The 25,509-nt window shown below is 52.6% G+C and carries 19 protein-coding genes and 1 tRNA gene; 6 read left to right on the plus strand and 14 right to left on the minus strand.

Annotation, left to right across the window (positions count from 1 at the left end):
* Both rnr and secG read right to left on the minus strand, forming a co-directional pair.
* On the minus strand, positions 1-2,368 hold a 2,368-nt coding region (rnr, locus tag ACQ4N8_RS26050; protein WP_430707293.1), incomplete at its 3' end, for a ribonuclease R.
* Positions 2,369-2,689: 321 nt separating this feature from the next.
* Positions 2,690-2,923 carry a preprotein translocase subunit SecG gene (secG, locus tag ACQ4N8_RS26055; RefSeq protein ID WP_430707275.1) on the minus strand — a complete coding sequence of 78 codons (234 nt, stop codon included), beginning with the start codon at positions 2,921-2,923 and terminating at the stop codon, positions 2,690-2,692.
* Positions 2,924-3,228: 305 nt separating this feature from the next.
* Between secG and ACQ4N8_RS26060 the strand changes: the two genes are divergently transcribed.
* Together ACQ4N8_RS26060 and ACQ4N8_RS26065 are read left to right on the plus strand one after the other, a co-directional pair.
* Complete coding sequence (locus ACQ4N8_RS26060) at positions 3,229-5,241, plus strand: methyl-accepting chemotaxis protein (protein ID WP_430707276.1); 2,013 nt, start codon at positions 3,229-3,231, stop codon at positions 5,239-5,241.
* A gap of 612 nt (positions 5,242-5,853) precedes the next feature.
* A complete protein-coding gene (locus ACQ4N8_RS26065) occupies positions 5,854-6,039 on the plus strand; it encodes a hypothetical protein (protein ID WP_430707277.1) in 186 nt (61 codons plus the stop codon).
* Positions 6,040-6,109: 70 nt separating this feature from the next.
* Here ACQ4N8_RS26065 and eno read toward each other — a convergent pair whose 3' ends face one another.
* The 6 genes from eno to ACQ4N8_RS26095 form a co-directional block, all read right to left on the minus strand.
* The gene (gene eno / locus ACQ4N8_RS26070) at positions 6,110-7,402 is read right to left on the minus strand and encodes a phosphopyruvate hydratase (protein ID WP_430707278.1); all 1,293 of its coding nucleotides are present in this window, start codon (positions 7,400-7,402) and stop codon (positions 6,110-6,112) included.
* Positions 7,403-7,451: 49 nt separating this feature from the next.
* Positions 7,452-8,999, minus strand: coding sequence for a 2,3-bisphosphoglycerate-independent phosphoglycerate mutase (gene gpmI / locus ACQ4N8_RS26075; protein ID WP_430707279.1), 1,548 nt, complete (start codon positions 8,997-8,999; stop codon positions 7,452-7,454).
* Positions 9,000-9,752, minus strand: coding sequence for a triose-phosphate isomerase (gene tpiA, locus ACQ4N8_RS26080; RefSeq protein ID WP_430707280.1), 753 nt, complete (start codon positions 9,750-9,752; stop codon positions 9,000-9,002).
* A gap of 436 nt (positions 9,753-10,188) precedes the next feature.
* The gene (locus tag ACQ4N8_RS26085; RefSeq protein ID WP_430707281.1) at positions 10,189-11,370 is read right to left on the minus strand and encodes a phosphoglycerate kinase; all 1,182 of its coding nucleotides are present in this window, start codon (positions 11,368-11,370) and stop codon (positions 10,189-10,191) included.
* Positions 11,371-11,647: 277 nt separating this feature from the next.
* Positions 11,648-12,658, minus strand: a complete 1,011-nt coding sequence (gene gap / locus ACQ4N8_RS26090) for a type I glyceraldehyde-3-phosphate dehydrogenase (RefSeq protein ID WP_430707282.1) — start codon at positions 12,656-12,658, stop codon at positions 11,648-11,650.
* A gap of 106 nt (positions 12,659-12,764) precedes the next feature.
* On the minus strand, positions 12,765-13,799 hold the full coding sequence (locus tag ACQ4N8_RS26095) for a sugar-binding transcriptional regulator (protein WP_430707283.1): 1,035 nt from the start codon (positions 13,797-13,799) through the stop codon (positions 12,765-12,767).
* A 572-nt stretch (positions 13,800-14,371) separates the two neighbouring features.
* On the opposite strand from ACQ4N8_RS26095, the gene ACQ4N8_RS26100 reads away from it, so the two are divergent.
* Positions 14,372-14,551: a hypothetical protein gene (locus ACQ4N8_RS26100; RefSeq protein ID WP_430707284.1), complete on the plus strand. Its 180-nt coding sequence runs from the start codon at positions 14,372-14,374 to the stop codon at positions 14,549-14,551.
* Between the two features lie 463 nt (positions 14,552-15,014).
* Here the strand turns inward: ACQ4N8_RS26100 and ACQ4N8_RS26105 are convergent, their stop codons facing one another.
* From ACQ4N8_RS26105 to ACQ4N8_RS26130, 6 genes are all read right to left on the minus strand, one after another.
* A complete protein-coding gene (locus ACQ4N8_RS26105; RefSeq protein WP_430707285.1) occupies positions 15,015-15,143 on the minus strand; it encodes a hypothetical protein in 129 nt (42 codons plus the stop codon).
* Between the two features lie 179 nt (positions 15,144-15,322).
* Positions 15,323-16,672, minus strand: coding sequence for a glycoside hydrolase family 30 protein (locus ACQ4N8_RS26110; protein WP_430707286.1), 1,350 nt, complete (start codon positions 16,670-16,672; stop codon positions 15,323-15,325).
* 100 nt (positions 16,673-16,772) lie between these two features.
* Positions 16,773-18,419, minus strand: a complete 1,647-nt coding sequence (locus tag ACQ4N8_RS26115) for a sugar ABC transporter substrate-binding protein (protein ID WP_430707287.1) — start codon at positions 18,417-18,419, stop codon at positions 16,773-16,775.
* Positions 18,420-18,494: 75 nt separating this feature from the next.
* A complete protein-coding gene (locus tag ACQ4N8_RS26120; RefSeq protein ID WP_430707288.1) occupies positions 18,495-19,382 on the minus strand; it encodes a carbohydrate ABC transporter permease in 888 nt (295 codons plus the stop codon).
* Positions 19,383-19,399: 17 nt separating this feature from the next.
* The gene (locus ACQ4N8_RS26125; protein ID WP_430707289.1) at positions 19,400-20,356 is read right to left on the minus strand and encodes an ABC transporter permease; all 957 of its coding nucleotides are present in this window, start codon (positions 20,354-20,356) and stop codon (positions 19,400-19,402) included.
* A 125-nt stretch (positions 20,357-20,481) separates the two neighbouring features.
* Positions 20,482-21,486, minus strand: coding sequence for a LacI family DNA-binding transcriptional regulator (locus ACQ4N8_RS26130; RefSeq protein ID WP_430707290.1), 1,005 nt, complete (start codon positions 21,484-21,486; stop codon positions 20,482-20,484).
* A gap of 158 nt (positions 21,487-21,644) precedes the next feature.
* On the opposite strand from ACQ4N8_RS26130, the gene ACQ4N8_RS26135 reads away from it, so the two are divergent.
* From ACQ4N8_RS26135 to ade, 3 genes are all read left to right on the plus strand, one after another.
* Positions 21,645-21,719: transfer RNA gene (locus ACQ4N8_RS26135), tRNA-Arg, on the plus strand.
* A 276-nt stretch (positions 21,720-21,995) separates the two neighbouring features.
* The gene (clpP, locus tag ACQ4N8_RS26140) at positions 21,996-22,595 is read left to right on the plus strand and encodes an ATP-dependent Clp endopeptidase proteolytic subunit ClpP (protein ID WP_430707291.1); all 600 of its coding nucleotides are present in this window, start codon (positions 21,996-21,998) and stop codon (positions 22,593-22,595) included.
* Between the two features lie 746 nt (positions 22,596-23,341).
* Complete coding sequence (gene ade / locus ACQ4N8_RS26145) at positions 23,342-25,141, plus strand: adenine deaminase (protein ID WP_430707292.1); 1,800 nt, start codon at positions 23,342-23,344, stop codon at positions 25,139-25,141.
* Positions 25,142-25,509 lie beyond the last annotated feature (368 nt).

Raw genomic sequence — 25,509 nt, forward strand, 5'->3', positions numbered from 1 at the left:
GGCCGCGCTTGCCGCGCTTCCCGGCGGCCGAGCCCGCGCCCGCCTCGGCGACGTCCGCGCCGGCGGCCACATAGCCAGCCGTCCTGCCGGCTTTGGCTTTGCCCGCGCCGCCCGACCCGCGGCCGGCTTTGCCCTTGCCGCCGGCTTTCCCGCCGCCGTGGGCGCCCTTGCCCGGCTTGCCGCCGCCGCCCCGGCCGCCTTCAAAGCCCTTGCCGCGTCCGCCGCTGCCGCCGCCAAAGAACTCGCCGCGCTGCCGCGGCTTCATGTCGACCATCTCGAAATCGATCGTATGGTCGTCCATATTGACGCGGGCCACGCGGATTTTCACCTCGTCGCCGATCCGGTAGATTTTCGACGTCCGCTCCCCGATCAGCGCCATATGCTGCTCGTGGAAATGGTAATAATCGTCCGTCATCGCGCTGAGGCGGATCAGCCCTTCGACCGTGTTGTCCAGCTCGATGAACATGCCGAAGCTCGTCACGCTGCTGATGATGCCCGGGAATTCCTCCCCGACCTTGTCCAGCATGTACTCCGCTTTCTTCAGCTGTTCCGTATCGCGCTCCGCTTCCACGGCAACGCGCTCGCGTTCCGAGGACTGCTGCGCGATATCCTGCATCCGGCTGGCCAAGTACTCCTGCCGGGCCTCGCTTAACGCGCCTCCGCTTTCGATCACCTCCCGGATCACCCGGTGAATGATCAGATCGGGGTACCGCCGGATCGGCGACGTGAAGTGCGTATAGAACTCCGCCGCCAGCCCGAAATGCCCGGTGCTTTCCGCGTCGTATTTGGCCTGCTTCATCGAACGCAGCATCATCGTGCTGATGACCGTTTGCTCCTTCGTGCCCTGGATATCTTCCAGCAGCGTTTGCAGGGCGCGCGGATGCACCTTGTTGCCTTTGCCGCCCTTCACCGCATAACCGAAATTGGAGACGAACGCCATGAAATTCATGAGCTTCTCCTGATCCGGATCCTCGTGAATCCGGTAGATGAACGGCACCTTCAGCCAGTGGAAATGCTCCGCCACCGTCTCGTTGGCCGCCAACATGAACTCTTCGATAATCTGTTCGGCGATCGAGCGTTCCCGCTTCACGATATCGACCGGCTTGCCGTTCTCGTCCACGATGACCTTCGATTCCTCGAAGTCGAAGTCGACCGCGCCGCGCCGCATCCGGTTCCCCCGCAGCTTCAGAGCGAGCTCCTTCATCAGTTGGAACGTCTCGACCAGATCCGCGTACCGTTCGGTGACCTCGGGATCTTCCTCCTGCAGGATTTTGCGCACATTGGTATAGGTCATCCGTTCCTTCGTGCGAATCACGCTGGTGAAAATATCATGATTCACCACTTTCATCTGATCATTGAACTCCATCTCGCAAGAAAGCGTAAACCGGTCCACCTTCGGATTGAGCGAACAAATCCCGTTCGACAGCCGGTGCGGCAGCATCGGAATGACCCGGTCCACCAGATACACGCTGCAGCCGCGGTTATAAGCCTCCTGGTCCAGCTTGGAATTCTCCCGTACATAGTAGCCGACATCGGCGATATGCACGCCCAAACGGATATTGCCGTTTGGCAACCGTTCCACGTTCACGGCATCGTCGAGGTCTTTGGCGTCCTCGCCGTCGATCGTCACGATGACCTTGTCGCGAAGGTCCCGCCGTCCCTGGCGGGCGATCTCCTCCGGTTCGATCACTTCGGGCGCTTCGAGCGCTTCGGCCATCACGTCCTCCGGAAAAGCCTCCGGCAACTGATGCTTGCGGATAATCGACAGGATATCCACGCCCGGATCGTCCTTGTGTCCGAGAATTTCGCTCACCTGACCAACGGCCGCCGACCGGCCTTCCGGATACTCCACGATTTGCGCAACGACCTTCTCGCCGTCGACCGCTCCTCCGAAGCCCTCCTTCGGGATGAAAATATCTTTGTTGATCCGCTTGTCGTCCGGGATCACGAAGCCGTACGTTTCATTGTTCTGGAACACGCCGACCACCTGGGTGACGGCGCGGTGCACGATGCGGACGACCTCGCCTTCCAGCTTGCCGCCGCCCGCGCTTTTCGAGCTGACGCGCACCAGTACGGTATCGCCGTTCATCGCGCTTTTCAAATCGTTGGCATGGATGTAAACGTCCGGATGCTCCTTATCCTCGGGGATAAGAAAAGCGAACCCTTTGGCATGCGCCTGCAAACGCCCGCGGACCAAGTCCATGCGTTCAGGTACGCCGTACCGGTGCGTGCGGGTCAAGATGATTTGTCCTTCCTGCTCCAGCCGGTTCAGCATTTTCAGAAACTCTTTGAACTCGCCGGCATCGGTAATGCCGAAATGTTCCTCAAGCTCTTGATACGTCATCGGTTTATAAGCGGTCTCCCGCATAAATGCAAGCAACTCGGTTTCCGTGATTAAATTCAAATGATTTCACCTCAGGCCCGGCTTGTCCTGTGGAGCCGGGATGTTTTTTGACGAGTGGATTTCCACGAAATTCCTCCACATGTATATACCCTAGTATACACGAATTTGACCCTCCGCATCCGTTTTCGTCCGAGGTTCTCCGGGAATTATCTTGAATTTCGCCCCTGCCGTCCTTCTGCCAAGATCAATTATTCCCCTATCATCCGCTTAATTATTTGCCGCCCGTCATAACAAAAAAGCCCCCGTCCGTTAAGGGACGAGAGCTTCCTATACTCGTGTTATTTACTACTCCAAAACGACCGCGACAATGATCGAAAGAACGAAGAAACCAACGGCCAAACCTACCGTCACCCGTTCCAGGACCAGCTCCATGCCGCGTGCTTTCGTTTTGCCGAAAAGATGTTCAGCACCCCCGGAGATGGCACCGGCGAGACCCGCGCTCTTCCCTTTCTGCAGCAATACGACTGCAATCAGACCGATAGAGAAAACAACGAGCAATACCTTCAAGAAAATATCCATTCCAATCCACCTCCTAAGTGAGAACTTCCTTCATCTATTCCAAATCTCTGAAAATTACGATGCAAAAACAGCATTATTATTGTACCACAGGCCATCTTGATTAACAACCGTTTTCAGGCATTGGTCTTCACCAATGAACAACTGTAACTAAATACCCAAAATCCGTCAACGAAATTTGTCATTATTCCCCAAAGTTCGACGAAATCCCGGTCTCAAGATTCTTGATTTTGTGCCAAATAACCCCTTTCTTTCATGTTACTATTTTCTTAGTTCATATTTCACATAGTCGGCATTGGAGGTCAATTATGTTTAAGAAAAAGAATCGCGAATCCAAAGCGAAATCCGGATCTTTTCAACGAAAATTATTGATCATCATTCTGGCGACGTCCCTCCTCCCGCTCCTCGGAGCCAGCTTCTTCTTCGTCCGTTACTTCGGCGAAGTCATCACGCGGGACAACGAGGAATTGGTGCAATCCACGCTCGACATGAACATCGCGAAGATCGACGAATGGATCTCGGGCAAATCCCGGGCGGTCGAAGATCTGGTCAAACAAAATCCGGAGTTTCAAACGTTCCAACCGGAGCGGATCTTTCCGATCCTGAACGTGCTCGAGCAAAGCGACGATCAGTCGGAAGGCTTCAGCGTGCTCGACAAGAACGGCATGCTGACGAATATGCTCGGCATGACCGCGGATTCCTCCAAAAGCCCTTATTTCGTCGAAGCCAAGGAGACCAAAGCTCCGGCCTATGCCGAGATGAGCTATTTGGAACCGCTGGACAAGTATTTCATAGCCGCGATGGTACCCGTCAACGACAAGAACGGGCAGTTTTTGGGCGGAGTGGCTTTTTCCGTAACCCCGGATGTCCTGGCCCAGCTGAGCAATAAGATCAAGATTGCCGATACCGGCTATGCCTACGTCATGTCCGATACCGGGGTGTATTACAGCTATCCGGATGCCGAACGATTCAGCAAAAACATCGAGGAATACGCCACGACCCCCGGGCTGCAGAAGGCGGCGAAAGCGATCCTCGGCCAGCCGAACGGGACGGTAACGTACCTCGACGAAACCGGGAAAGAGGTCATTACCTACTTCGGTACGATCCCAAGCACCGGCTGGAAAATGGTCATTACCGTTCCGACCGGCGAGATTTTTGCCGAAGTGAATCAAGCCCGCAATTTGTCCATCGCGATTGCGGTAGCCACCGTGATCATCGTCTCCGCCATCGCCTATTTCCTGGCCCGAATGATCGTGAAGCCGATCCGGTCCGTCTCCCAAGTCATGAAGAAGGTAGCTGGCGGACAGCTTAGCGAACGGGTTACGGTGAAGTCCAAGGATGAGATCGGAGTCATGAGCGAAAACATCAACTTGATGATCGACTCCTTGTCGACGATGGTCCGGCAAATCGACCACACCATCGGTCAGGTCGCAGCCGCCTCCGACGAATTGCTACAAGCTGCCAAGCAGTCCTCTCAGGCAACCGCGGAAATCACCTCGGCCATCCAGGAAGTAGCCAGCGGCACTGAAACCCAGCTGATGGGCGCGGAGCAGTCGGCGCGGGCCACGGAAGAGATGGCGTCAGGCGTGCAGAAGATCGCCGAGGCTTCCGGCAATGTCTCCGAGCGGGCCGAGGCCGCCTCGAGCGAGGTGGAAAACGGCTATGTGCAGATCCAGTCCGCCATTGAGCAGATGGGCCAAATCCAATCCACCGCCAACCGGACCGCGGCCGACATCGAGACACTGAACGCCCATTCCAATGAAATCGGCGAAATCGTGCACGTGATCTCCGATATCTCGAACCAAACGGCATTATTGTCGCTGAACGCGTCCATCGAAGCCGCCCGCGCGGGAGAGCAGGGACGGGGTTTCGCCGTCGTCGCCGGCGAGGTAAAGAAACTGGCGGAGCAAACGAGCGAGTCGATCGCCCATATCGTCGAACGGATCCAATTCATCCAGGGATCGACGTCCCAGGCAACGGATTCGGTAAAGGACAGCATCCATGAAATCAACCACGGCATCGAGCGCATGGAACGCGTCGGCGCTTCGTTCGATCACATCCGCGAATCGATTCATCACGTATCGTCGCAGATTCAGGACGTGTCGGCCACGACCCAGCAAATTTCCGCGGGAACCGAAGAGATCGCCGCTTCCGTCGGAGAGATGCTGAATATCGCCAAGGATTCCGCGGACAGCGCCCAAGCGGTCGCCGGCTCGTCAACGGAACAGTCGTCGGCCATCAGCAGCATCGAAGCCTCGGCCTTGTCGTTGAACCACTTGATGAACGAATTGAAAGAACAGATTAGAGTATTTAAAGCTTAGCTTCAATCATAACGGCCTGCAGCCGAATAACGTCCCTGTCAGGTCATCATACATATTCTGACTTGTGAAAATATGAACGTAGTACAACAAGGACGCCTGAGCAGGCGTCCTTGCTTGTGAAGACAGCTTATACACTCGCGCCTCATAAGGCCGCAGGTCGATGCAGCGCACATCCCGCGCCTGCCGGCACGCCTCTTCGCAAACGTAAACATTTCGTCAAAGCGAGCAAGAGGCCTCGAAGAAAATAAGGGTATATCATGGCCTTAATGTGCCCATTTCCCCGCCTATCACAAAAATAAGGGAACTTTAGGGCCTTATTTTGGCTTCCACACTTCAGTACGCACTAAATCAGAGGCACTTTTGAAAAATAAGGCCATTTTTTGTCCCTATTTTCTCCTCAAACGCGAAAACGCACCAAATAAGGCCATTTCTTACCTCTATTCTCTCCTTGAAGCGGCACCACCGTACTTCGTTCGATCACCCGATGAGGAACGATTGGGCTAGCCTCCGGCTGATCCGTTTCGATCATCGTCATCAGCTTGGCCGCCGCCGAATGGGTAGAACTGCTGGAACGAAACGGCTTTACCGTGATCGCCGCGCAAAACCGTCCCGATGCACCTGCTCCATCTCAAGCGCCTGTTCCAGGACGAAGGCGCGTACGGGGTGCTGAAGATCTGCGGCTATTTGATCGTCAAGCGGCAAGCTCTCCGGCGCGTCCTGTCCATGCGCGAGCAGTTCGTGAATCACGCCGCGCAGCCGCAAGCGATCACCATCGTCGCCGAATACCATCCCAAGTAAAACAGCAAGGCCCCCTGCCGATGAATAAGCAGGGGGCCTTGCCTTAGGCCGGTATCACCGGCCGTTCATCTTAACGATGAGCTTTCAGGTTGTAGAAGGATTTCAAGCCGTTGTATTGAGCCAGGTCGGCCAATTGGTCTTCGATGCGAAGCAATTGGTTGTATTTCGCGATACGGTCCGTACGGGAAGGAGCACCGGTTTTGATTTGGCCGGCGTTCGTTGCCACGGCGATATCGGCGATCGTGCTGTCTTCGGACTCACCGGAACGGTGAGAGATAACAGCCGTATACCCTGCGCGTTTAGCCATTTCGATCGCATCGAACGTTTCCGTCAACGTACCGATTTGGTTTACTTTGATCAGGATCGAGTTGCCGATGCCGTCTTTGATGCCTTTTTCCAAACGCTCGGTGTTGGTTACGAACAGGTCGTCACCCACGAGTTGGATTTTGTTGCCCAGTTTCTCGGTAAGGAGTTTCCAACCTTCCCAGTCGTCTTCGGAGCAGCCGTCTTCGATCGTGATGATCGGATATTTGTCTACCCAAGAAGCAAGCAGGTCAACGAACTCAGCGGAAGTAAAGGATTTGCCTTCGCCTTCCAGATGGTATTTGCCGTCTTTATAGAACTCGGTGGAAGCCACGTCCATACCCAGGAATACGTCTTTGCCTGGCGTGTAGCCGGCTTTCGTGATAGCTTCCATGATCGAGGACAAAGCATCTTCGTTGGAAGTGAAGTTAGGAGCAAAGCCGCCTTCGTCGCCTACAGCCGTGTTCAGGCCTTTCGCTTTGAGTACGGATTTCAGGTTGTGGAAAATTTCTGCGCCTGTGCGAAGAGCTTCTTTGAAGGTAGGAGCGCCTACAGGCAGGATCATGAATTCTTGTACGTCTACGTTGTTGTCGGCATGTGCGCCGCCGTTGACGATGTTCATCATCGGAACCGGAAGTTGTTTAGCGTTAAATCCGCCCAGGTATTCGTAAAGAGGCAGATCCAAAGCGTCGGCAGCTGCGCGGGCAACGGCCATCGAAACCGCCAGAATCGCGTTGGCGCCGAGTTTGCCTTTGTTTGGCGTACCGTCCAAAGCGATCATCAATTTGTCGATGCCGAGTTGGTCAAGCGCGTCCATCCCGATCACTTCGGGAGCGATGATTTCGTTAACGTTCTCAACGGCTTTCAGCACGCCTTTGCCAAGGTAACGGGATTTATCGTCGTCGCGAAGCTCAACGGCTTCGTGAGCGCCTGTGGAAGCGCCGGAAGGAACGATAGCGCGTCCCATAGCGCCGGACTCTAGATATACTTCAACTTCAACGGTAGGGTTGCCGCGGGAGTCGAGGACTTCGCGAGCGTAAACTTCAGAAATAATCGTCATGGATTACAATCTCCTTTTAGTGGTAATTAGTTTTTTTGCGTTTATTGGTTTAGGCCTTGCGGCCGGCAATCATCGATTGGCCGGTCATTTCCGGCGGCTGCGGGAGCCCCATCAAATCAAGCAGCGTTGGCGCGACGTCGGCCAGGATGCCTTTGTCGCGCAGCACGACGTTCTCGTCGGTGACGATGAACGGAACCGGGTTGGTCGTATGCGCGGTGAACGGACGGCCTTGCTCGTCGGTCTCCATGTCGGCGTTCCCGTGGTCCGCGATGATGATAACCACTCCGCCTTTGGCTTTGACGGCGTCAACCACTTTGCCTACGCATTCGTCGGTCACTTCGACCGCTTTGATCGTCGGCTCCATCATGCCGGAATGGCCTACCATATCCGGGTTGGCAAAGTTCAGGATGATCGCGTCGTGTTTATCCGACTCGATTTCCTTCACGCAAGCCGCCGCGACTTCATAGGCGCTCATTTCCGGCTTCAGGTCGTAAGTAGCGACCTTCGGCGAATTGATCAGCACGCGCGTTTCGCCGGGAAGCTCCACGTCGCGGCCGCCGCTGAAGAAGAACGTCACGTGCGGATATTTCTCCGTTTCGGCGATACGCAGTTGCTTCTTGCCTTGCTGCACGAGCACTTCGCCAAACGTGTTGTCCAGATTCTTCGGTTTGTAAGCCACGTATCCATCCACCGACTCCGCAAACAACGTCAAGCACACGAAGTGCAGGTCGGTTGGGAATTTCGGTCCGCGGTCGAAGCCTTGGAAGTCCTTGTTGGTGAATACATTGGACAGTTGAATCGCCCGGTCCGGACGGAAGTTCAGGAACACGACGGAGTCGCCGGATTCCACTTGGGCGACCGGCTGATCGTGTCCGTCCACGATCACGGTAGGCATCACGAATTCGTCAAACACCGATTTCTCGTAAGATTCCGTTACGGCCTTGATCGGATCGGTATATCTCGGACCTTCGCCGTATACCATGGCCCGGTACGATTTCTCCACGCGTTCCCAACGTTTGTCGCGGTCCATCGCATAGTAGCGGCCTTGCACGGTGGCGATTTTGCCTACGCCCACTTCTTCGATCTTGGCGATCAGACGCTCCAGGAAACCTTTTGCGCTGTCCGGAGCCACGTCGCGGCCGTCAAGGAAAGCATGGATGTAAACTTCGTTCATCTCTTCCTTTTTGGCCAAGTCCAGCATCGCGAACAGGTGCTCGATGTGGCTGTGCACGCCGCCGTCGGACAAAAGCCCGTACAAATGCAGCTTCTTGCCTTTCGATTTGGCGCTGCGCACCGCATTCACCAAGGTTTCGTTCGAGAAAAACTCGCCTTCGCGAATCGATTTGGAGATCCGGGTCAAATCCTGGTATACGATCCGGCCGGCCCCGATGTTCAGATGCCCTACTTCGGAATTACCCATTTGACCTTCCGGCAAACCAACCGCTTCGCCGCTTGCCGTCAGGGTCGTATTCGGATACTGCTTCAAATAACGGTCGTAATTCGGTTTGTTCGCTTGAGCGACGGCGTTGCCTTCCACCTGTTCGCGAAGCCCGAAACCGTCCATGATGATCAGAGCTACCGGTTTTGGAGCGGTCATTTATTTCGCCCCCTCAACGAGCTGGGTATAAGAAGCCGGCTGCAGGCTGGCACCGCCGACTAGCGCGCCGTCGATGTCGCTTTGGCCCATATACTCCTTCACGTTTTCCGGTTTTACGCTGCCGCCGTATTGAATGCGGATTTTACCGGCTACATCGCTACCATACAGACCTTGAACCAGGCTGCGGATATAGGAAATCACTTCATTCGCATCCTGCGAAGTGGAGGATTTGCCCGTTCCGATCGCCCAGATCGGTTCGTATGCGATGACGACTTGCGCCGCTTGCTCTGCCGTCAATCCCTTAAGAGCCGCTTCCGTTTGCACTTTCACGACTTCTTTCGTTTGCCCGGCTTCGCGTTCTTCCAGCTTCTCGCCTACGCAAGGAATCGGAGTCAAGCCATGTTTGAAGGCGGCATGAATCTTCTTGTTCACGATTTCGTCGGTTTCGCCGAAATACGCACGGCGTTCGGAGTGTCCGATAATGACGTAATCGACGCCCAACTCTTTCAGCATGCCCCCGCTGATTTCGCCGGTGAATGCCCCTTCGTCCTCATAGTGCATGTTTTGAGCGCCGATCTTGATCGACGTTCCTTTTGCCGCTTCCACCAGAGCCGGAAGGTTAGTAAAAGGGGCACAGATCACGCTTTCTACGCCTGCGACCTCCGCTTTGCCCTTCACGGCATCGAAGAATGTTTTTGCTTCGGAAACGGTTTTGAACATTTTCCAGTTTCCGGCAATAATAGGTGTTCTCACAGAGCCCACTCCTTTATTTCATAGAGGTAGTTCAAAAAATCGGCCTTTGATCACGATGCAGTTAAAGTAAGTCGATTCGGCTTCGAATCTTGGATTCACCCGGGCCTTCCGTTGCTCACGTAGGTCTGCCTACGCTCCGCTACTCAGTCCCTAGCTTCATCCAACCTTCTTGGTGCTGAAAGCCCGTTTTTTGAACCTTTCATTGAAAGAGGTAGTTCAAAAAAATCGGCCTTTGATCACGATGCAGTTAAAGAAAGTCGATTCAACTTCGAATCTTGGATTCACCCGGGCCTTCCGTTGCTCACGTAGGTCTGCCTACGCTCCGCTACTCAGTCCCTAGCTTCATCCAACCTTCTTGGTGCTGAAAGCCCGTTTTTTGAACCTTTCATTGAAAGAGGTAGTTCAAAAAAATCGGCCTTTGATCACGAAGTCCGTCTTACTTGTCGTTCAAAGCCACCACGCCCGGAAGTGCTTTGCCTTCCATGAATTCGAGGGAAGCGCCGCCGCCCGTGGAGATGTGGTCCATTTGCGAAGCCAGGTTGAATTTCTCGGCTGCCGCCGCGGAATCGCCTCCACCGATGATGGTGTAGCCTTCCGTCGTTGCGCAAGCCTGCGCTACTTCTTTCGTACCGTTTGCGAAAATATCGATTTCAAATACGCCCATCGGTCCGTTCCAGACGACCAGCTTGGAGTTTTTGATGATGTCGGCATAAATCGCACGGGTTTTCGGCCCGATGTCCACGCCTTCCCAATCTGCAGGAATGCTGTCAATATCGACGTCTTTATGGTTAGCGGTAGCGCTGAAGTCGTCGGCTACTACGCAGTCCACTGGCAATACGAAGTTTTTGCCGAGCTTCTTGGCTTTCTCGATGAAACCAAGGGAGGCCTCCAGCTTAGTGTCATCCAGCAAAGAATTGCCGATTTCGTAGCCTTGGGCTTTGAAGAAGGTGTAAGCCAAACCGCCGCCGATCAACACGTTGTCCGCAATGTTCAACAGGTTGTCGATAACGTCGATTTTGTCTTTTACTTTGGATCCGCCGATGATGGCCGTGAAAGGACGATCCGGATTCGACAAAGCTTTGCCAAGCACGGACAGTTCTTTCTCCATCAACAAGCCGGATACGGCCGGCAGGTGATGCGCGATGCCTTCGGTCGAAGCGTGTGCGCGGTGCGCTGCGCCAAACGCGTCGTTCACGAACAGGTCGGCCAGCTCGGCAAATTGCTTCGCGAGTTCAGGATCGTTTTTCTCTTCGCCCGGGTAGAAACGTACGTTTTCCAGCACCAGTACGTCGCCGTTGTTCAAGGCAGCGACTTTCGCTTTCGCTTCTTCGCCGATCGCTTCGTCGGCTTTCGCTACCGGTTTGCCGAGCAGTTCGGACAGGCGCTGAGCAGGCAGCGTCAAACGCATGTCTTCATTGACTTGGCCTTTCGGACGGCCCAAATGGCTCGCGAGAATGACTTTTGCGCCATTTTCGATCAAATATTTGATCGTCGGCAGCGTTTCGCGGATCCGGGTATCGTCGGTAATTTTGCCGTCTTGCATCGGTACATTGAAATCTACGCGGACAAACACGCGTTTGCCGGTTACTTCCACATCACGTACACTTTTCTTGTTCATCTCCACGTTCCTCCTAAAGGTATGCGCGGGGGTTCTCCAAGCCTGGAAAAATGCGCATTTACGGCTATGATTCTTGGTTTCTCTCCTAAGCGTCTTGCGAAAAGCTATCTCTATTTTTTTATATAACGGTGTGTGTGTGAATGTCGTATTTCATGCAAGAACCAAAGAGGAGTCCTTGCGAAAGGGTGCTCCTCTTTGGAATTTATATCTTTTAGAGGTTGTTCAAAAAGGCATCTTTTGACACTGCCTTTTTGAACTCCCAATTAAATTTACGGGATTACTTAACTTTCTTTGCGAAGAACTCCAAAGTACGAACCAATTGAGCGGTGTAGGACATTTCGTTGTCATACCAAGCAACCGTTTTAACCAGTTGCTTGTCGCCAACCGTCAATACTTTCGTTTGCGTAGCGTCGAACAGGGAACCAAAAGTCATGCCTTTGATGTCCGAGGATACGATTTCGTCTTCCGTGTATCCATAAGTTTCAGGATCGGAAGCTGCTTTCATCGCTTCGTTAACTTCGGCTGCCGTTACTTTTTTGTCGAGAACGGTAACCAGCTCGGTCAAGGAACCGGTTGGTACAGGCACGCGTTGAGCCGCGCCGTCCAATTTGCCTTGCAGTTCAGGAATAACCAGACCGATGGCTTTAGCTGCGCCGGTCGTGTTAGGGATGATGTTCTCGGCAGCTGCGCGAGCACGACGGAAGTCGCCTTTCGCATGCGGAGCGTCCAGCGTGTTTTGGTCGCCGGTGTAAGCATGGATCGTCGTCATCAAGCCTTCTACGATGCCGAATTTGTCGTTCAATACTTTAGCCATTGGAGCCAAGCAGTTGGTCGTGCAAGAAGCGCCGGAAATAACGGTTTCGGAACCATCAAGAATTTCATGGTTAACGTTGTAAACAACGGTTTTCATGTCGCCTGTAGCCGGTGCGGAGATAACGACTTTCTTGGCGCCGCCTTTCAGGTGAAGCTCGGCTTTTTCTTTGGTTGTGAAGAAGCCTGTGCACTCCAGAACGATGTCAACGCCAAGCTCGCCCCAAGGCAATTCTTCAGGGTTGCGGTTAGCCAGAACTTTAACTTCTTTGCCGTTTACTTTGAAGAAGCCGTCATGCACTTCAACATCGCCTTGGAAAGTGCCTTGAGTTGTATCATATTTCAACAAATGAGCCAACATTTTAGCATCTGTCAGGTCATTGATCGCTACTACTTCGATGCCTTCCACGTTTTGAATGCGGCGGAAAGCCAAACGTCCGATACGTCCGAAACCGTTAATACCTACTTTTACACTCATTGAATAGTTCCTCCCAGTGTTCGTTTTTTTTATTATTCAAGACAGGCCGAAAAGCCCGTCATGAGTAAACGGTAGTTACGAATGGTGCTAGGGTTCTTGCCTCGCCTTACGTTCTAAGCCCGCTTGCGATCTCTTCCGCTGCCGCCTCGTCGGTCACCAGGATATCCTCATGGCCGAAACGCAGTACGGCATGGATCGCCTTCGCTTTGCTCTTGCCGCCTGCGATCCCGATCACGGTATCGGTCTTCATGATGTCCTCGAGACGAAGGCCCAGGGTCAGCATCTTATGAACGACGACGCCGTCTTCATTAAAGTAATAACCAAATGATTCCGCTAGCGCGCCTTCATTATTAATTTCCTGAACCATGCCCGGCTCCAGCTTGCGGCGCCGCGCCATCTCCATAGCGTCTCCGATTCCGTGCACGACGATTCGCGCCTGGCGGATCATATTCACGATATCCTGAATATTCGGATCGTGGACTAGCGAATCGTAAGCTTCCTTGCCAAGCAGATCGGGCACATGCAACAGGCGGTAACCAGCGCCAACCCGTTTCGCCATGCCGGAAGCGATCGTGTTCGCCTGGATTTCCAGGCTCTCGCCAAGTCCTCCGCGCGCCGGCACGAACCAGCTTTGCTTCATCGTCACGCCCTGCGGCGGATTGAGTTGATCCGCGACCTCCGCCAGCGTCGTGCCGCCGGTGACCGCCACCACATCGTCTCCATGCATCGCGCCAAGCAGCGCTTTGGCTCCTGCGCGCCCCAGCTCCCGCTTCACCAGCGGCGAGGTCTCGCAGTCTCCTGGTACCACCACGACTTTACGCAGGCCATAATGCTGACGAATCGTCTCTTCCAAATTGGAGAGGCCGAACAATTCCTTGACGACCGGCTCCAGATTCTCCAGCAGTTTTCTGCCCGCATCGCTGATTCTCATGCCTATATTCTCGATTTCAATCAGGCCCTGAGCCTTCAGGAGATCCGTTTCGGCACGCAACACACGCTCCGTCATGTCGAGTGAAATTGCCAGAGTCCTGCGGCCAATCACGTCAGATAACATGATCTGATGAAGTATGGTGTACCTTTTCTTGAGAATTTCCATGAGATCAGGAAGAAGCTGCTTCTGAATTTCTAATAAAGTTCGCATGCTTTCCACTCCTGCAAGCTTCGTCTTCTCTCTCCTTCTCCTTGGCCTTAAAATGTCCCGGGTTAACTTTTTAAGTCCCACTCATATTCTAACCAATTTTTAGCTATGTTGCAAGCCTGACGTCCGTATCATTCTCATTCTTTAGGAGTGTTATACAAACCTGTTTAAAAAAGGGGGGATCGTAATAGCCAACCATTATTAACACTTGAAAGCTACGCATAAAAATAAAAATCCGCTGGCCGCATTAATTTGCGAACAGAGCGGATTCTTGCTTACCTCCGTCTTCTCTTCAATTGTTTTCTAGCCTCTTTGGACTTTTCGACAGTTTCTCTGCCTAAATCCCGTTTTAGTAATCTCCCTCTGATGTCCAAAAGAATTAATATCACAGCGCCAAGCAATATAACTATGAATATAATGGGCTCTCCCCCTTTTTCAAAAATTTAGCGTTCCGCGTAGCTATAGTATCGCATACAAAAAATGTAAATAAAGAAGCAATCTATTTACTCATCATCTTTATTGTGGTAATTAAAAGAAGAAAATGGAAATACAGTTTTTAAATGAGGAAGGATGTCATGAAATTCATTCAAAGCCTACTTCTCCTGTCAGTCATAACAGTACTTTCATTATCCGCCGGAGCAGCAACAGCGTCTCCTGCAGAAAACACTCTATCGCCTGATCAAATTACGGCCTTAGAGAAAAGATTTGATGAGCTTGGTGTTAAGGAAGAGAAGAGAAGAGAAGTTTGCTGCTAGAGAAAATTGCGAAAGGCGAATTGTTGGATTCTGAGAATCCAACAATCAGGCAACCTTAGGTGCATCATATAGCGACGAAAAATTGACTATCGTTAGTGCGAAAGAAACCCTTAGAGATCCGGCAGAAGTATCATTAAAATGGAACTTTTCCGGTGGTGGTTTAAAAACCACACAATATTTGCACTTTTACCTTGGAGACGATAAGGAAAGCGATGAGTTTGTGAGATAGGCCCCCCCCTCCCCGGGAAGCGTTCCTTCAAGAATCCCGACCTAAATTGGGATAAGCCCAATTGTTTAAAAGGCGCACGACCACTCGAATCAATCGGTACCAGTGTCCTCTACTTGAACACTCATTTCATTAATGCTCCGAATAAATCTTCAAAAACCTCTGGCGTGGGCAGCGGACGAGAAGCTGCCCACGCCAGGGGTTTAGTTTCTTCCCCGCCAGGCGAAGCTTATTTGCCTACACCTTAACGGGCAAAGCGCTTTTCGCTTCCAGCAGGAAACGCAGCAACTCCGTTTCCTGGAGACGCAGGCTAACGCCGGTCTCCTCTCCACCGTTGAACAATACCATTTTTGGGGTTTGTTGCAAACCTGACGTCCGTATCATTTACATTTTGAGTTTCACCTATATATATATCGCAAGAGACCTATCATCACATGACGCTAAAAAAATAAAAAGCCCCTTTATACCGCAATAAACGTCAGGCCGTCTATTGTCGCCAAAGGAGCGTGCTCATACGTTCATTCCAATTTACCCCAAACGGGATGTTACGCTTTATCCATCTTGATGGACAAGGCGCTTTTCGACTCGAGCCGGAAGCTCGACAACGTCTCTCCCTGCAGCTTTAGAACAATGTTTCTTGCTTCCTCCCCATCATTAAACAGCACGGCCCCGATCGAAGCATCCGTATTCCGGAAGGCGACGGAGCGGATCGAAACCTGGCCAGCTTCCGAGGAAATCCGTACCGCTTTCGGACGAATCACCTTGCTGAAATGGGCCAAGGCATAATAGTCCAGCGTATATTCCAACCCGCGCGTCTGCTGGTTGACTGTCACAATTCCGCGGCAAGTGCTGCGGCCAAAGCCCGGCACGGTTGGTCCGTTCTTCTCATCCAGGGCCATATTCCACAGCACCAACGATTGACTGTGATTCCGCAAAATTTCGATACCCGTCCGCATGACGTTGGAGAAAGCGGGTTCGAACGCCGGAATCCATTCCCCGCCGGATCCTTCGGTAAAATGGACCTCCTTGCCGGGGTAAGCGTCCTTCACTTTGCTTTGAGCCGACGCTTCCCCCCCATACCAGTGCCAAGCCACCCCATCGACCGCTTCGGCCGCTTCCTTCAAGACGGACAACGGATAATCGGGACGATCCCAGTTGTGGTCATACGCCAGGATCTTCGTGGGCAAGCCGCGCTTCGCAAAAGCCGGTTTCAGATAGTTTTTTACGAAATCGGTCTGAATCTCGGGAGTCATCAGCATCCCCGGGTAATGACCCGGTACATAAAGCGGCTCGTTCTGCGGCGTCACCGCATGAATGGACAATCCGTGCTCGGCGTAGGATTCAATATAACGCACGAAGTAGTTCGCATAGGCTTCGTAATACTCCTTCTTCAGTTCCCCGCCGATCATCGAACCGCTCGTCTTCATCCAGCCCGGCGCGCTCCAGGGAGAACCGAACAATTTGAGGGAAGGATTCAACTCCAGCGCTTCTTTAAGCAGCGGGATGACATCGGCTTCGTCGTGAGCGATCGAAAAACGGAACAACTCCGGATCGGTCTCATGTTCAAGCAAATCATCATAGCTGTACATGAATCTGGCATAATCCGATGCGCCCATCGGATTGCGCAGCACCGAAAGTCCGATTCCGTCCTCAGCATCGAACAGCTTCTTCATTAATGCAGTCCGCTGCTCGCCTTCGAGCACCTGATGAATCAGATACGCGGCCGAATCCGTAAAGGACGCTCCGAAACCGTCCATTTCCTGATAACTCACGGTTTCATCCACGCTTACCGTTACTTCCGATTCGTCTGATTTAAGCGGCTGCAATTGTTCCGCCGTTTTTCGGATGAACAACGACTGTTCACCCGAGGAATGATAAAGTTCAAGTTCACGCATGATGTTTCCCTCCACATTTCGGGTCTTATCTATTTCGGAAATGAAGGGGCCGTCCGGATTGCTGGATCTTCCGGCAAAGCCCCTTCCATTCGGGTATCGCTTACTTCAGGCCAAGCTTTTCTTTGTTGGCTTGCATTTTCTCGGTGCGAATCTTCACGATCTTATCCCAACCGTTGCCGTCAAGAAATGCTTTGTAGTCATTCAGCGTTTTGTCGAAATCCGCTTCGCTCTTGGAGCGGATCAAGCTAACCATCGCCGTGTTCCAAGTCGTGTTGATCGCAGTCAAGGAACGAGCTTCAGGACTTCCAGCGTCCGGATTGATGTTTTCCAGGATAAAGTGAGGAACCAGCTTGCCTTTGCCCCATTCCTGCATTTGCTTGATGGAATCGGGGAACGCGTCGGAGCTGAGCGCTTTATGACGGTCATGGCCAAAGAACATGAATTCGCCCATACGGTATTCTTTTTTGAATTTGTCGGCATCGGTCGTTTGCAGTTGTTTGACCTCCGGCGTGAATTGAACCGTACCGTCGGCGTTTTTCGTATAAGTTTCGCCTTCGATACCGTAGTTCATCAGCATTTGGCCTTCTTCGCTCAGCAAATACGTAAAGATTTGAATCGCCTTGGCAGGGTCTTTGCATTGCTTCGTGATAAAGCTGATCATCCATCCCGTGATGCCGGATTGATTCAAGGTAGGCGCATTGCCGACGGTGCTTTTCGGTCCGTCGATCGCCAGGTAAGCCTTGTCCGGATTTGCGGTCGCGTAGATTTGCAGATTGCCGCCTTGTTGCGGTGTTCCGTCCAGCAGCATCGTCGCATATTTACCGGATTTCACCTTCTCTTCGAACGCAGGACCGTCATCGGCAAAGCTGTCGTCGCTGATGCCGCCGGCTCGGTGAACTTCGTTCAACGTCTTGAGCCAGGTCAGGTAGTCTTCGTCCAGGTTGCGGTTATAAAATTCGCCGTTTTCGGTTTCAAGCGGAACGCCGAGGAAATCCTGGAATACGTCACCCAGGGAACCCGTGCCTTCGCCGATGGAGTTGAAACCGAAAGGAATCAGATCCGGAAATTGGCTTTTGATTTGCTGCATGACGTTTTTAAACTCTTCAGGCGTACTCACGCTTGGCTTGCCAAGCGCTTCATAGACGTCCTTGCGGATAATGAAGGCGGTTTTCGCCGGAATGTTACCGCTGTCATAATCGGCCTGCGTATTGGAGTAGTTAGGATACCCGTACGTGTTGCCGTCGGATAGCTTGAACCAGTTCAAGGTATCTTGCGCCGCAACTTTATTGAAATAAGGGTCGTATTTTTCCGCGAGTTCATTGAGCGGCAGTGCCCAAGAAGAAGCCTTTTGCACTACCGCCGCATTCGCATCGAATGTCGTAATCAGGTCCGGCATGTCGCTGCCGGCAAAAAACGTGTTCAGCTTGGTGTCGTCGCCGGTAATGAATTTGATATCGATATTCAAGTCTTCTTTGATCTTCTTCGTGACCACGTCATTGCCAAAATCGGTATTCCACCAATCGGCGTTTACGTACCAGGTAAGCTGGGTCGGTTCTTCTTTTTTATCCAACTGCCATGCCGGCGTATTGGCATCCACGGTATAACGATTCTCCAGCGACACGTCCCCTTTGGTAGCCTTCGTGCCGCCGCCGGAGCCGCCGCAGCCTGATACGACCAGCGCGGCAGTCAGCAGGATAGCGCTTGCCGCCGCCCCTTTTTTTCCAAAAAATTTGTTCATCTTAAGCATTTAGATACCCTCCTTTTATATGTAAGCCTCGACTAGTCCAACTCATCGCAACATTTGCAAACCGCTCAACGAACTTTACTCCTTCACCGCCCCCAGCATCATGCCCGAGATAAAGTATCTTTGCAATAATGGATAAATCACAACAATCGGCAAAGTCGTAATCACAATTGTTGCGAGTTGAACCCCCTTGGTCGTCGTTTCAATCACGACGGAACCCCCGATATTCTGCATCGATTGGGTTTGGGACTGGACGATGATTTCATACAGCTTCATTTGCAGCGGATAGAGATACTGATCTGTGATATATAGCTTCGTCGTCATGAAATCGTTCCACTGGTTGACGCCGTTGAACAAAGCGATCGTCGCCATCGCCGGCATGGACAACGGGATGAATATCTTTAGAAAAATCCGCCAATCGCCAGCGCCGTCGATCTTGGCCGACTCTTCCAACGAATCCGGCACATTTCTGAAGAAATTCATCAGAATGACCACATCATAGTAACTAAATAAGGCCGGGATAATATAAACCCAGAAGCTGTTGAGCAGACCCAGCGATTTAATGAGCAAGTAAGTCGGAATCATGCCGCCCGAGAAGAACATCGTAATGACGCCCATGGCCACATACAGCTTGCGGCCCCGTACATGGGTCTTGCTTAGGCCGTAACCGATCATCGCGCAGAAAAAGACGTGCGTGACAACCCCGATGACCGTTTTGAGCACCGAGATCATAAACGATTGCCAGATGGTTTCATCCCGGAACACGGCCTGATAGTTTTCCATGGAAAACTCCTTCGGCCAGAATATGAAGCCGCCTTCCGCCAACGAGCGGCCCGAACTGAAGGAAGATATGATGACATTCCAAAGCGGAATGACAATCACGATAGTAAATAAAATCAGCACCGTAGTATTTACCGTATCAAATATTCTGCCGTCGAGATCCTGCTTGACCCTCTTACGATTCATGGCTGCCTTCTCCTTCCCTACAAGACGGATTGATTATCATTGAGTTTACTGGTCACCTTATTGGCCATAACCAACAAAATGACAGAGACGATCGAGACACCTAACCCAACGGCGGTTGCGTAGGAGAAGTCGCCCTGCGTCAAGCCCATCCGATATACGTAGGAGTTAATAACCTCGGCTTTCTCCCGGTTCTGGGAATTCATCAGCACCAGGGTTTGATCAAGATTCGAGCCAAGCAGGCCGCTTATGGTCAGGATCAGGTTCAAGCTGATCATCATTTTCATGTTGGGAAGCGTAATGTTCCAAATTTGTCTCATGCGGCTTGCCCCGTCGATCTTGGCCGCTTCATAATAAGTGGGATCGATCTTGGCCATGATGGCAAGATACAGAATCGTGCCCCAGCCGGCCTCTTTCCAGACATCGGACAGCACCGCAATCCACCAGTACTTCCCGGGATCCAGCAAAATATTTTGCGCCTTCGAGATTAGACCGAGGTCTAGCAGCAACTGATTGAACAAGCCCGTCGTCGAGAACCAAGTAATCAGCATCCCGCCTAGCACGATCCAGGACAAAAAGTGCGGCAGGTAGGAGATGGTCTGCACGATTTTTTTAAAGCGCCCCATGCTCAACTCATAAATCATGATCGCCAGGATAATCGGAATCACGAATCCGATCGCCAGTTTCAGAAAGCTGATTCCCAGGGTGTTGATGACGGAATCCCAGAAGTATCGGTCGGTTGCAATAATCCTGAAGTTATCAAGCCCCACCCACGGAGCGGAACTTAGCGTATCGATCACCGTGTAGTTTTTGAAAGCGATGGTTAATCCGTAAATGGGGATGTAGCAAAAGATAATCATGAATATAATCCCCGGCCAGATCATCGTTTGAATTTCCCATTGTCTGCCGAAGTCAATGAGGAAGCTTTTCATTCTTAATCCCATCGGTTTCTTGGCGGCCGCAGTCGACTTAGCCATGTTGGACTCCTCCCTTTATCCCGCTCGAAGGATAAAAACGTTTTTATTTTTTGCCGAAAAAAGCTTTTCCGGTTTTAAGCTGCAAAAACCTGCCGTTTAACGCTTACATTTTGAAGAAAACTCTCTCAGCTTAGCCTGACGTGACTAGAGCCACGTACAATCAACTCTCCCTCAAGCTTCTGCACCTTCCCCTGCTCCTGCTTCCGAATCATGTTCACCAGGTGATTTACGGCCAGAATCCCTTGCCTAGCGATCTGGTTCCTTACTGTAGTGAGAGGAGGCGTAAAATACTGGGCGATATCAATATCGTCAAAGCCTACGACGCTGACGTCCCTGGGGACCTCGTAGCCATAAGTGCGCAGCGCCTTGATGCAGCCGATCGCGCTCAAGTCGTTGCCGGCCAGAAAGGCATCCGGTATTTTGCCTGGGTGCTTGTGAAGATAAGCTCTCACGGCGTTATAGGTGCTCTCTTCTTCAAAATATCCCTGTAATACTAGATCCTCATCGATCGGAAGCCGGTGTTCCCGGAGTGCCGCAAGATAACCTTCCTTCCGCTGCACGCTGTCATACATCGTATCCACGCCGGAGATGTAGGCTATTCTTTTATGGCCCAGGCTGATCAGGTATTTGGCGGCTTCGTAACCGGAAGCGTAGGAGTTGAAAATGACCGTGCCCATCGTCTCCTTCTGAATGACCCGGTCCAAAAATACCGCCTTGATCTTATCTTTCTCCATCGTGGCAATATCTTGGTCATCAATCCGCAATTCCTCGTAAATAACTACGCCATCCACCCGCCTGCCCAGGATGTTGCTGAGAATGGCCTGCTTATCCGTGGTGACCAGCACATTCAAACCGTAGCCAAGGCGTTCGCATTCCCGCGCCATCGACTCGACCAAGATATAGAAATAAGGACCCGACACGCTGGTCGTAAAGAAGCCGAGCATATTCGTTTTCTTCGACTTCAATAATTTCCCGTTTAAGTTGGGTACATAGTTCAGTTGTTTGGCAACCTTCAAAATATGGGATTTGGTCTCCGGATTCAATACGTCCACATCGTTTAATGCATTGGAAACCGTGGAGATCGATACTCCCGCTGCTTTGGCCACATCCTTAATGGTGACTTTCCCCATCCAGTTCTACACCCTCTACAATAAAAACGTTTTTATGTTCATAAATTATCATAGAAACGCTTACATGACAATAGCTTTTTTAGCCCTCATCCATTTTATAAAAATGGCTTGCATTTTTTCGATAATTGTCATATAATAATTTTTGTTACGCTAAATTTGCGCCCGTGGTCCAATGGATATGACGTAGGCCTCCGGAGCCTGAGATCGAGGTTCGATTCCTCGCGGGCGCGCCATCTTAATTAAATGATCGAACAAACGTCTGGCAGAACGGTCCAGGCTTTTTTTATGCCCTGAGTTTGACTTTCTTTGACTTTCTCGAATAAATTGTTTATGATGAGATTAATCTTCTTCGTTTCCGTCAATTCTTAGATTGATGGAATCGATAATTCAAAACTATTATCAAATCTCATGAGCGGTTATCGCGGCCGCCCGCGGGTACCCTTGCCGCATCAAGGGAGGCCCCGGCCAACGGCCAATATAGCCGCTCCAAATTTAAGGAGGTTTTATCGGTGAGTTATATTCCTATGGTCGTTGAACAAAGCAACCGCGGAGAGCGTGCATACGACATTTATTCCCGGCTGCTCAAGGATCGGATCATCTTCCTGGGCTCGCAGGTGAACGACGTCGTCGCTAACTCCATCATCGCTCAGATGCTGTTCTTGGACGCGGAAGATCCGACGAAGGACATTTCTCTCTACATCAATAGCCCCGGCGGTTCGATTACCGCAGGCATGGCGATTTACGATACGATGCAATTCATCAAATCGGACGTATCCACGATTTGCGTGGGGCTCGCCGCCTCCATGGGCGCGTTCCTGCTGAACGCCGGCGCACCGGGCAAACGCTATGCGCTGCCGAACAGCGAAATCATGATCCATCAGCCGTTGGGCGGCGCCGAAGGCCAAGCGACGGACATCGAAATTCGCGCCCGCCGCATCCTCAAGATGCGCGACAAGCTGAACCAAATCCTCGCCGAACGGACCGGCCAGCCGCTGGACCGGATCGAGAAGGATACCGACCGCGACTATTTCATGAGCGCGGCGGAAGCCAAGGAATACGGCCTGGTCGACAAGGTCATCGAAAAGGTCAACCCGACCGCAACCGCATAAACTTCAACTTGCGAAAGGCTGCCCGAACAGAAAATTCTGTTCGAAGGGCAGTCTTTCTTGCTAAGATTAAAGAATATTAGTTTTCAGCGCCGAAGCTTATGCTTCCGAAGCGCGTTTTTTCAAAACGCCAAGCCCATGCTTTCGAAGCGCGTTTTTTCAAAACGCTGTAGGTCGGATGAAGCTAGGGACGCCCGGTAGCGCGGCTGCGTAACGGACCGTAATGACCTTATTTGCCCATTTTCCGGCTATTTCCCGCTGTAACGGACTCCAGAGACCTTATTGGGCTCCCATGTCGGCCATTTAGCCGCTTTTGACCGAAATAAGGTCTCCTCGGTCCGTTAGAATCGGAAACTACCCCAAATCGCGCCAATAGCGTTTTCTGGTGTCCGTTAGCTTGCTGGAGGCTACGTGAGCAACGGAATGTTCCGCAGCAAATATGCATCGAATGCATAAGCTGTTGGCCCGGCTGAATTCAAGATTCGATGTCGAATCCACACCTAGTTTTTGCTTCGTGATCCAAAGATGATTTTTTGAGTTACCGTTACAATGAAGATTCAAAAAGTCAGGTTGGGAGCACCGAGAAGGTTGGATGAAGCTAGGGACCGAGTAGCGCAGCGTAGCTGGAGGCTACGTGAGCAACGGAGGGCCCGGCTGAATTCAAGATTCGATGTCGAATCCACACCTAGTTTTTGCTTCGTGATCCAAAGATGATTTTTTGAGTTACCTTTTAAAGGAGTGAACCGGAGATGAAACAAACCGCAAGAAAGAAGCTGCACGAAGTAAGCCGCGCGTTGGCCGATGTAGCCACGGGCAGAAACAAAGCCGATCTGGTCGTCAAGAACGGCATCTTGGTCAACGTCTATACCGGGGAGCTGCTGCCGAACACGGACGTCTCCGTCGCCGAAGGGCGGATCGCCTACGTCGGAGACGCCGGGCATACGATCGGCGAGCATACCGTCATCATCGACGCCGCGGGCCGCTACATCGCACCGGGGCTGCTCGATGGGCACATGCATGTGGAGAGCACGATGCTGTCGGTGACCGAATTTGCCAAGGCGGCTTTGGCGAAAGGAACAACCGGCATCTTCATGGACCCCCACGAAATCGCCAACGTATTCGGCAAGGAAGGCGTACGCTGGATGCATGAGGAAGGCCAAGGCCTGCCGATGAAGGTCTATACCACCTTCCCCTCCTGCGTACCGGCCACGGATCACTTGGAGGATGCCGGAGCCGCGCTGGGCATCGCGGACATCACCGAAGGCATGCGCTGGGAAGGTGTCGAAGGGCTCGGGGAAGTGATGAATTTCCCCGGCGTCGTGAACGGAGACCCGAAGATGCTCGGCGAGATTCAAGCGACCATGGAAGCGGGCAAATCCGTCACCGGGCATTTCCCCAGCGATGACCAACCCATGCTGCAGGCGTATATCGCCTCCGGCGTCAGCTCGTGCCACGAGACGGTTACGCGCGAGCAAGGCTTAACCAAGCTGCGACTCGGCATGTATCTGATGATCCGCGAAGGCTCCGCCTGGCAGGACGTCAAGGAAGTGATCAAGGTGGTGACCGAGGATCGTGCGAGCACCGGGAATATCATCCTCGTCACCGACGACGTGTACCCGCAAACGTTGATCGAGAAAGGGCACATGAATCACGTCGTGCGCCGGGCCATCGAGGAAGGCGTCGAGCCGGTCACCGCGATTCAGATGGGCACGATCAACACGGCGCGTTACTTCAAAATGGACGGCGACGTCGGCGGCATCGCGCCGGGCAAATGCGCCGACCTGCTGCTGATCGACGATCTTCGTCGGATGGAGCCGTCCACCGTCATCGCGGACGGGGCGATCGTCTACGACGCGGACGAGATCCGCGTGCCTTTCCGGTCGCACCCCTACCCGGAACGGGCGCGGAAGTCCGTTCATCTGGCGCGGCCGCTGGAGGCGAAGGATTTCCTCTACCGCAGCGCTGGTGCCACGGGGAACGAAACGAAGATCCACGTCATCGACGTGATCGAAAACAGCGCCCGCACGCAAAAAGGCACCGCGACGGTGAAAGTCGACGGCGACGGGATCCTGCGGCCGGACCCCGGGCAGGATATCGTCACGCTGGCCTGCATCGACCGGCATCGCGGGTCCGGCGATCTGTCGCTCGCCTTCGCGCGCGGGTTTGGCCTCCAGCGCGGTGCCGTGGCTTCCACGGTCGCACACGACAGCCACAACCTGCTCGTCATGGGCGCCAGCCCCGATGACATGGCGTTCGCCGCGGGCGAGCTGGCGAAGCTCGGCGGCGGCATGATCGCCGTGCTGGACGGCCAGGTGATCGCCGCGGTGCCGATGGTCATCGCCGGCCTGATGTCCGACCAGCCGCTCGAAACCGTGGTAGCGCAAGTGAAACAGCTGGAGGCCGCCTGGCAGCGGCTCGGCTGCACGCTGAACGCGCCGTTCATGACGTTTTCGCTGATCGCCTTGCCGGTCATCCCCGAGCTGCGCATCACCAATCGCGGGCTGGCCGACGTAAACGAGTTCAAGCTCGTCCCGGTAGAGATCGACTAGTGGTCAAACCGGATCGGTATAAATAGGGGTATAAATTGCCCCTATTTTGCTTTCTTGGCCGCCAATCGCGAAAATAAGGGAACTTTTGGGCCTTATTTTCCTGCCTCTCCCTCAGAATATGGCTTTTTCCGCGCATAACCTAGAAATAAGGGCATAAATGTTCCCTATTTTTCCGAAATGAACGTTTTTCAGCAAAATAAGGTCCATCCTTACCCTTATTTGATACGTGAAGGGGTCCGCTGGACCTCCGGTCATATGCAAGAAAAAGGTTGCCCCAAAGCAATGATATGCTCCCCATACGGTAGACAGGTGAAATAATAAAACCTGTTACTGTAGGGGGAGTATTTTTTATGTCCAAAAAAGAACAT

The organism is Paenibacillus macerans (assembly GCF_050565405.1).
Taxonomy (GTDB): Bacteria; Bacillota; Bacilli; order Paenibacillales; family Paenibacillaceae; genus Fontibacillus; species Fontibacillus macerans_B.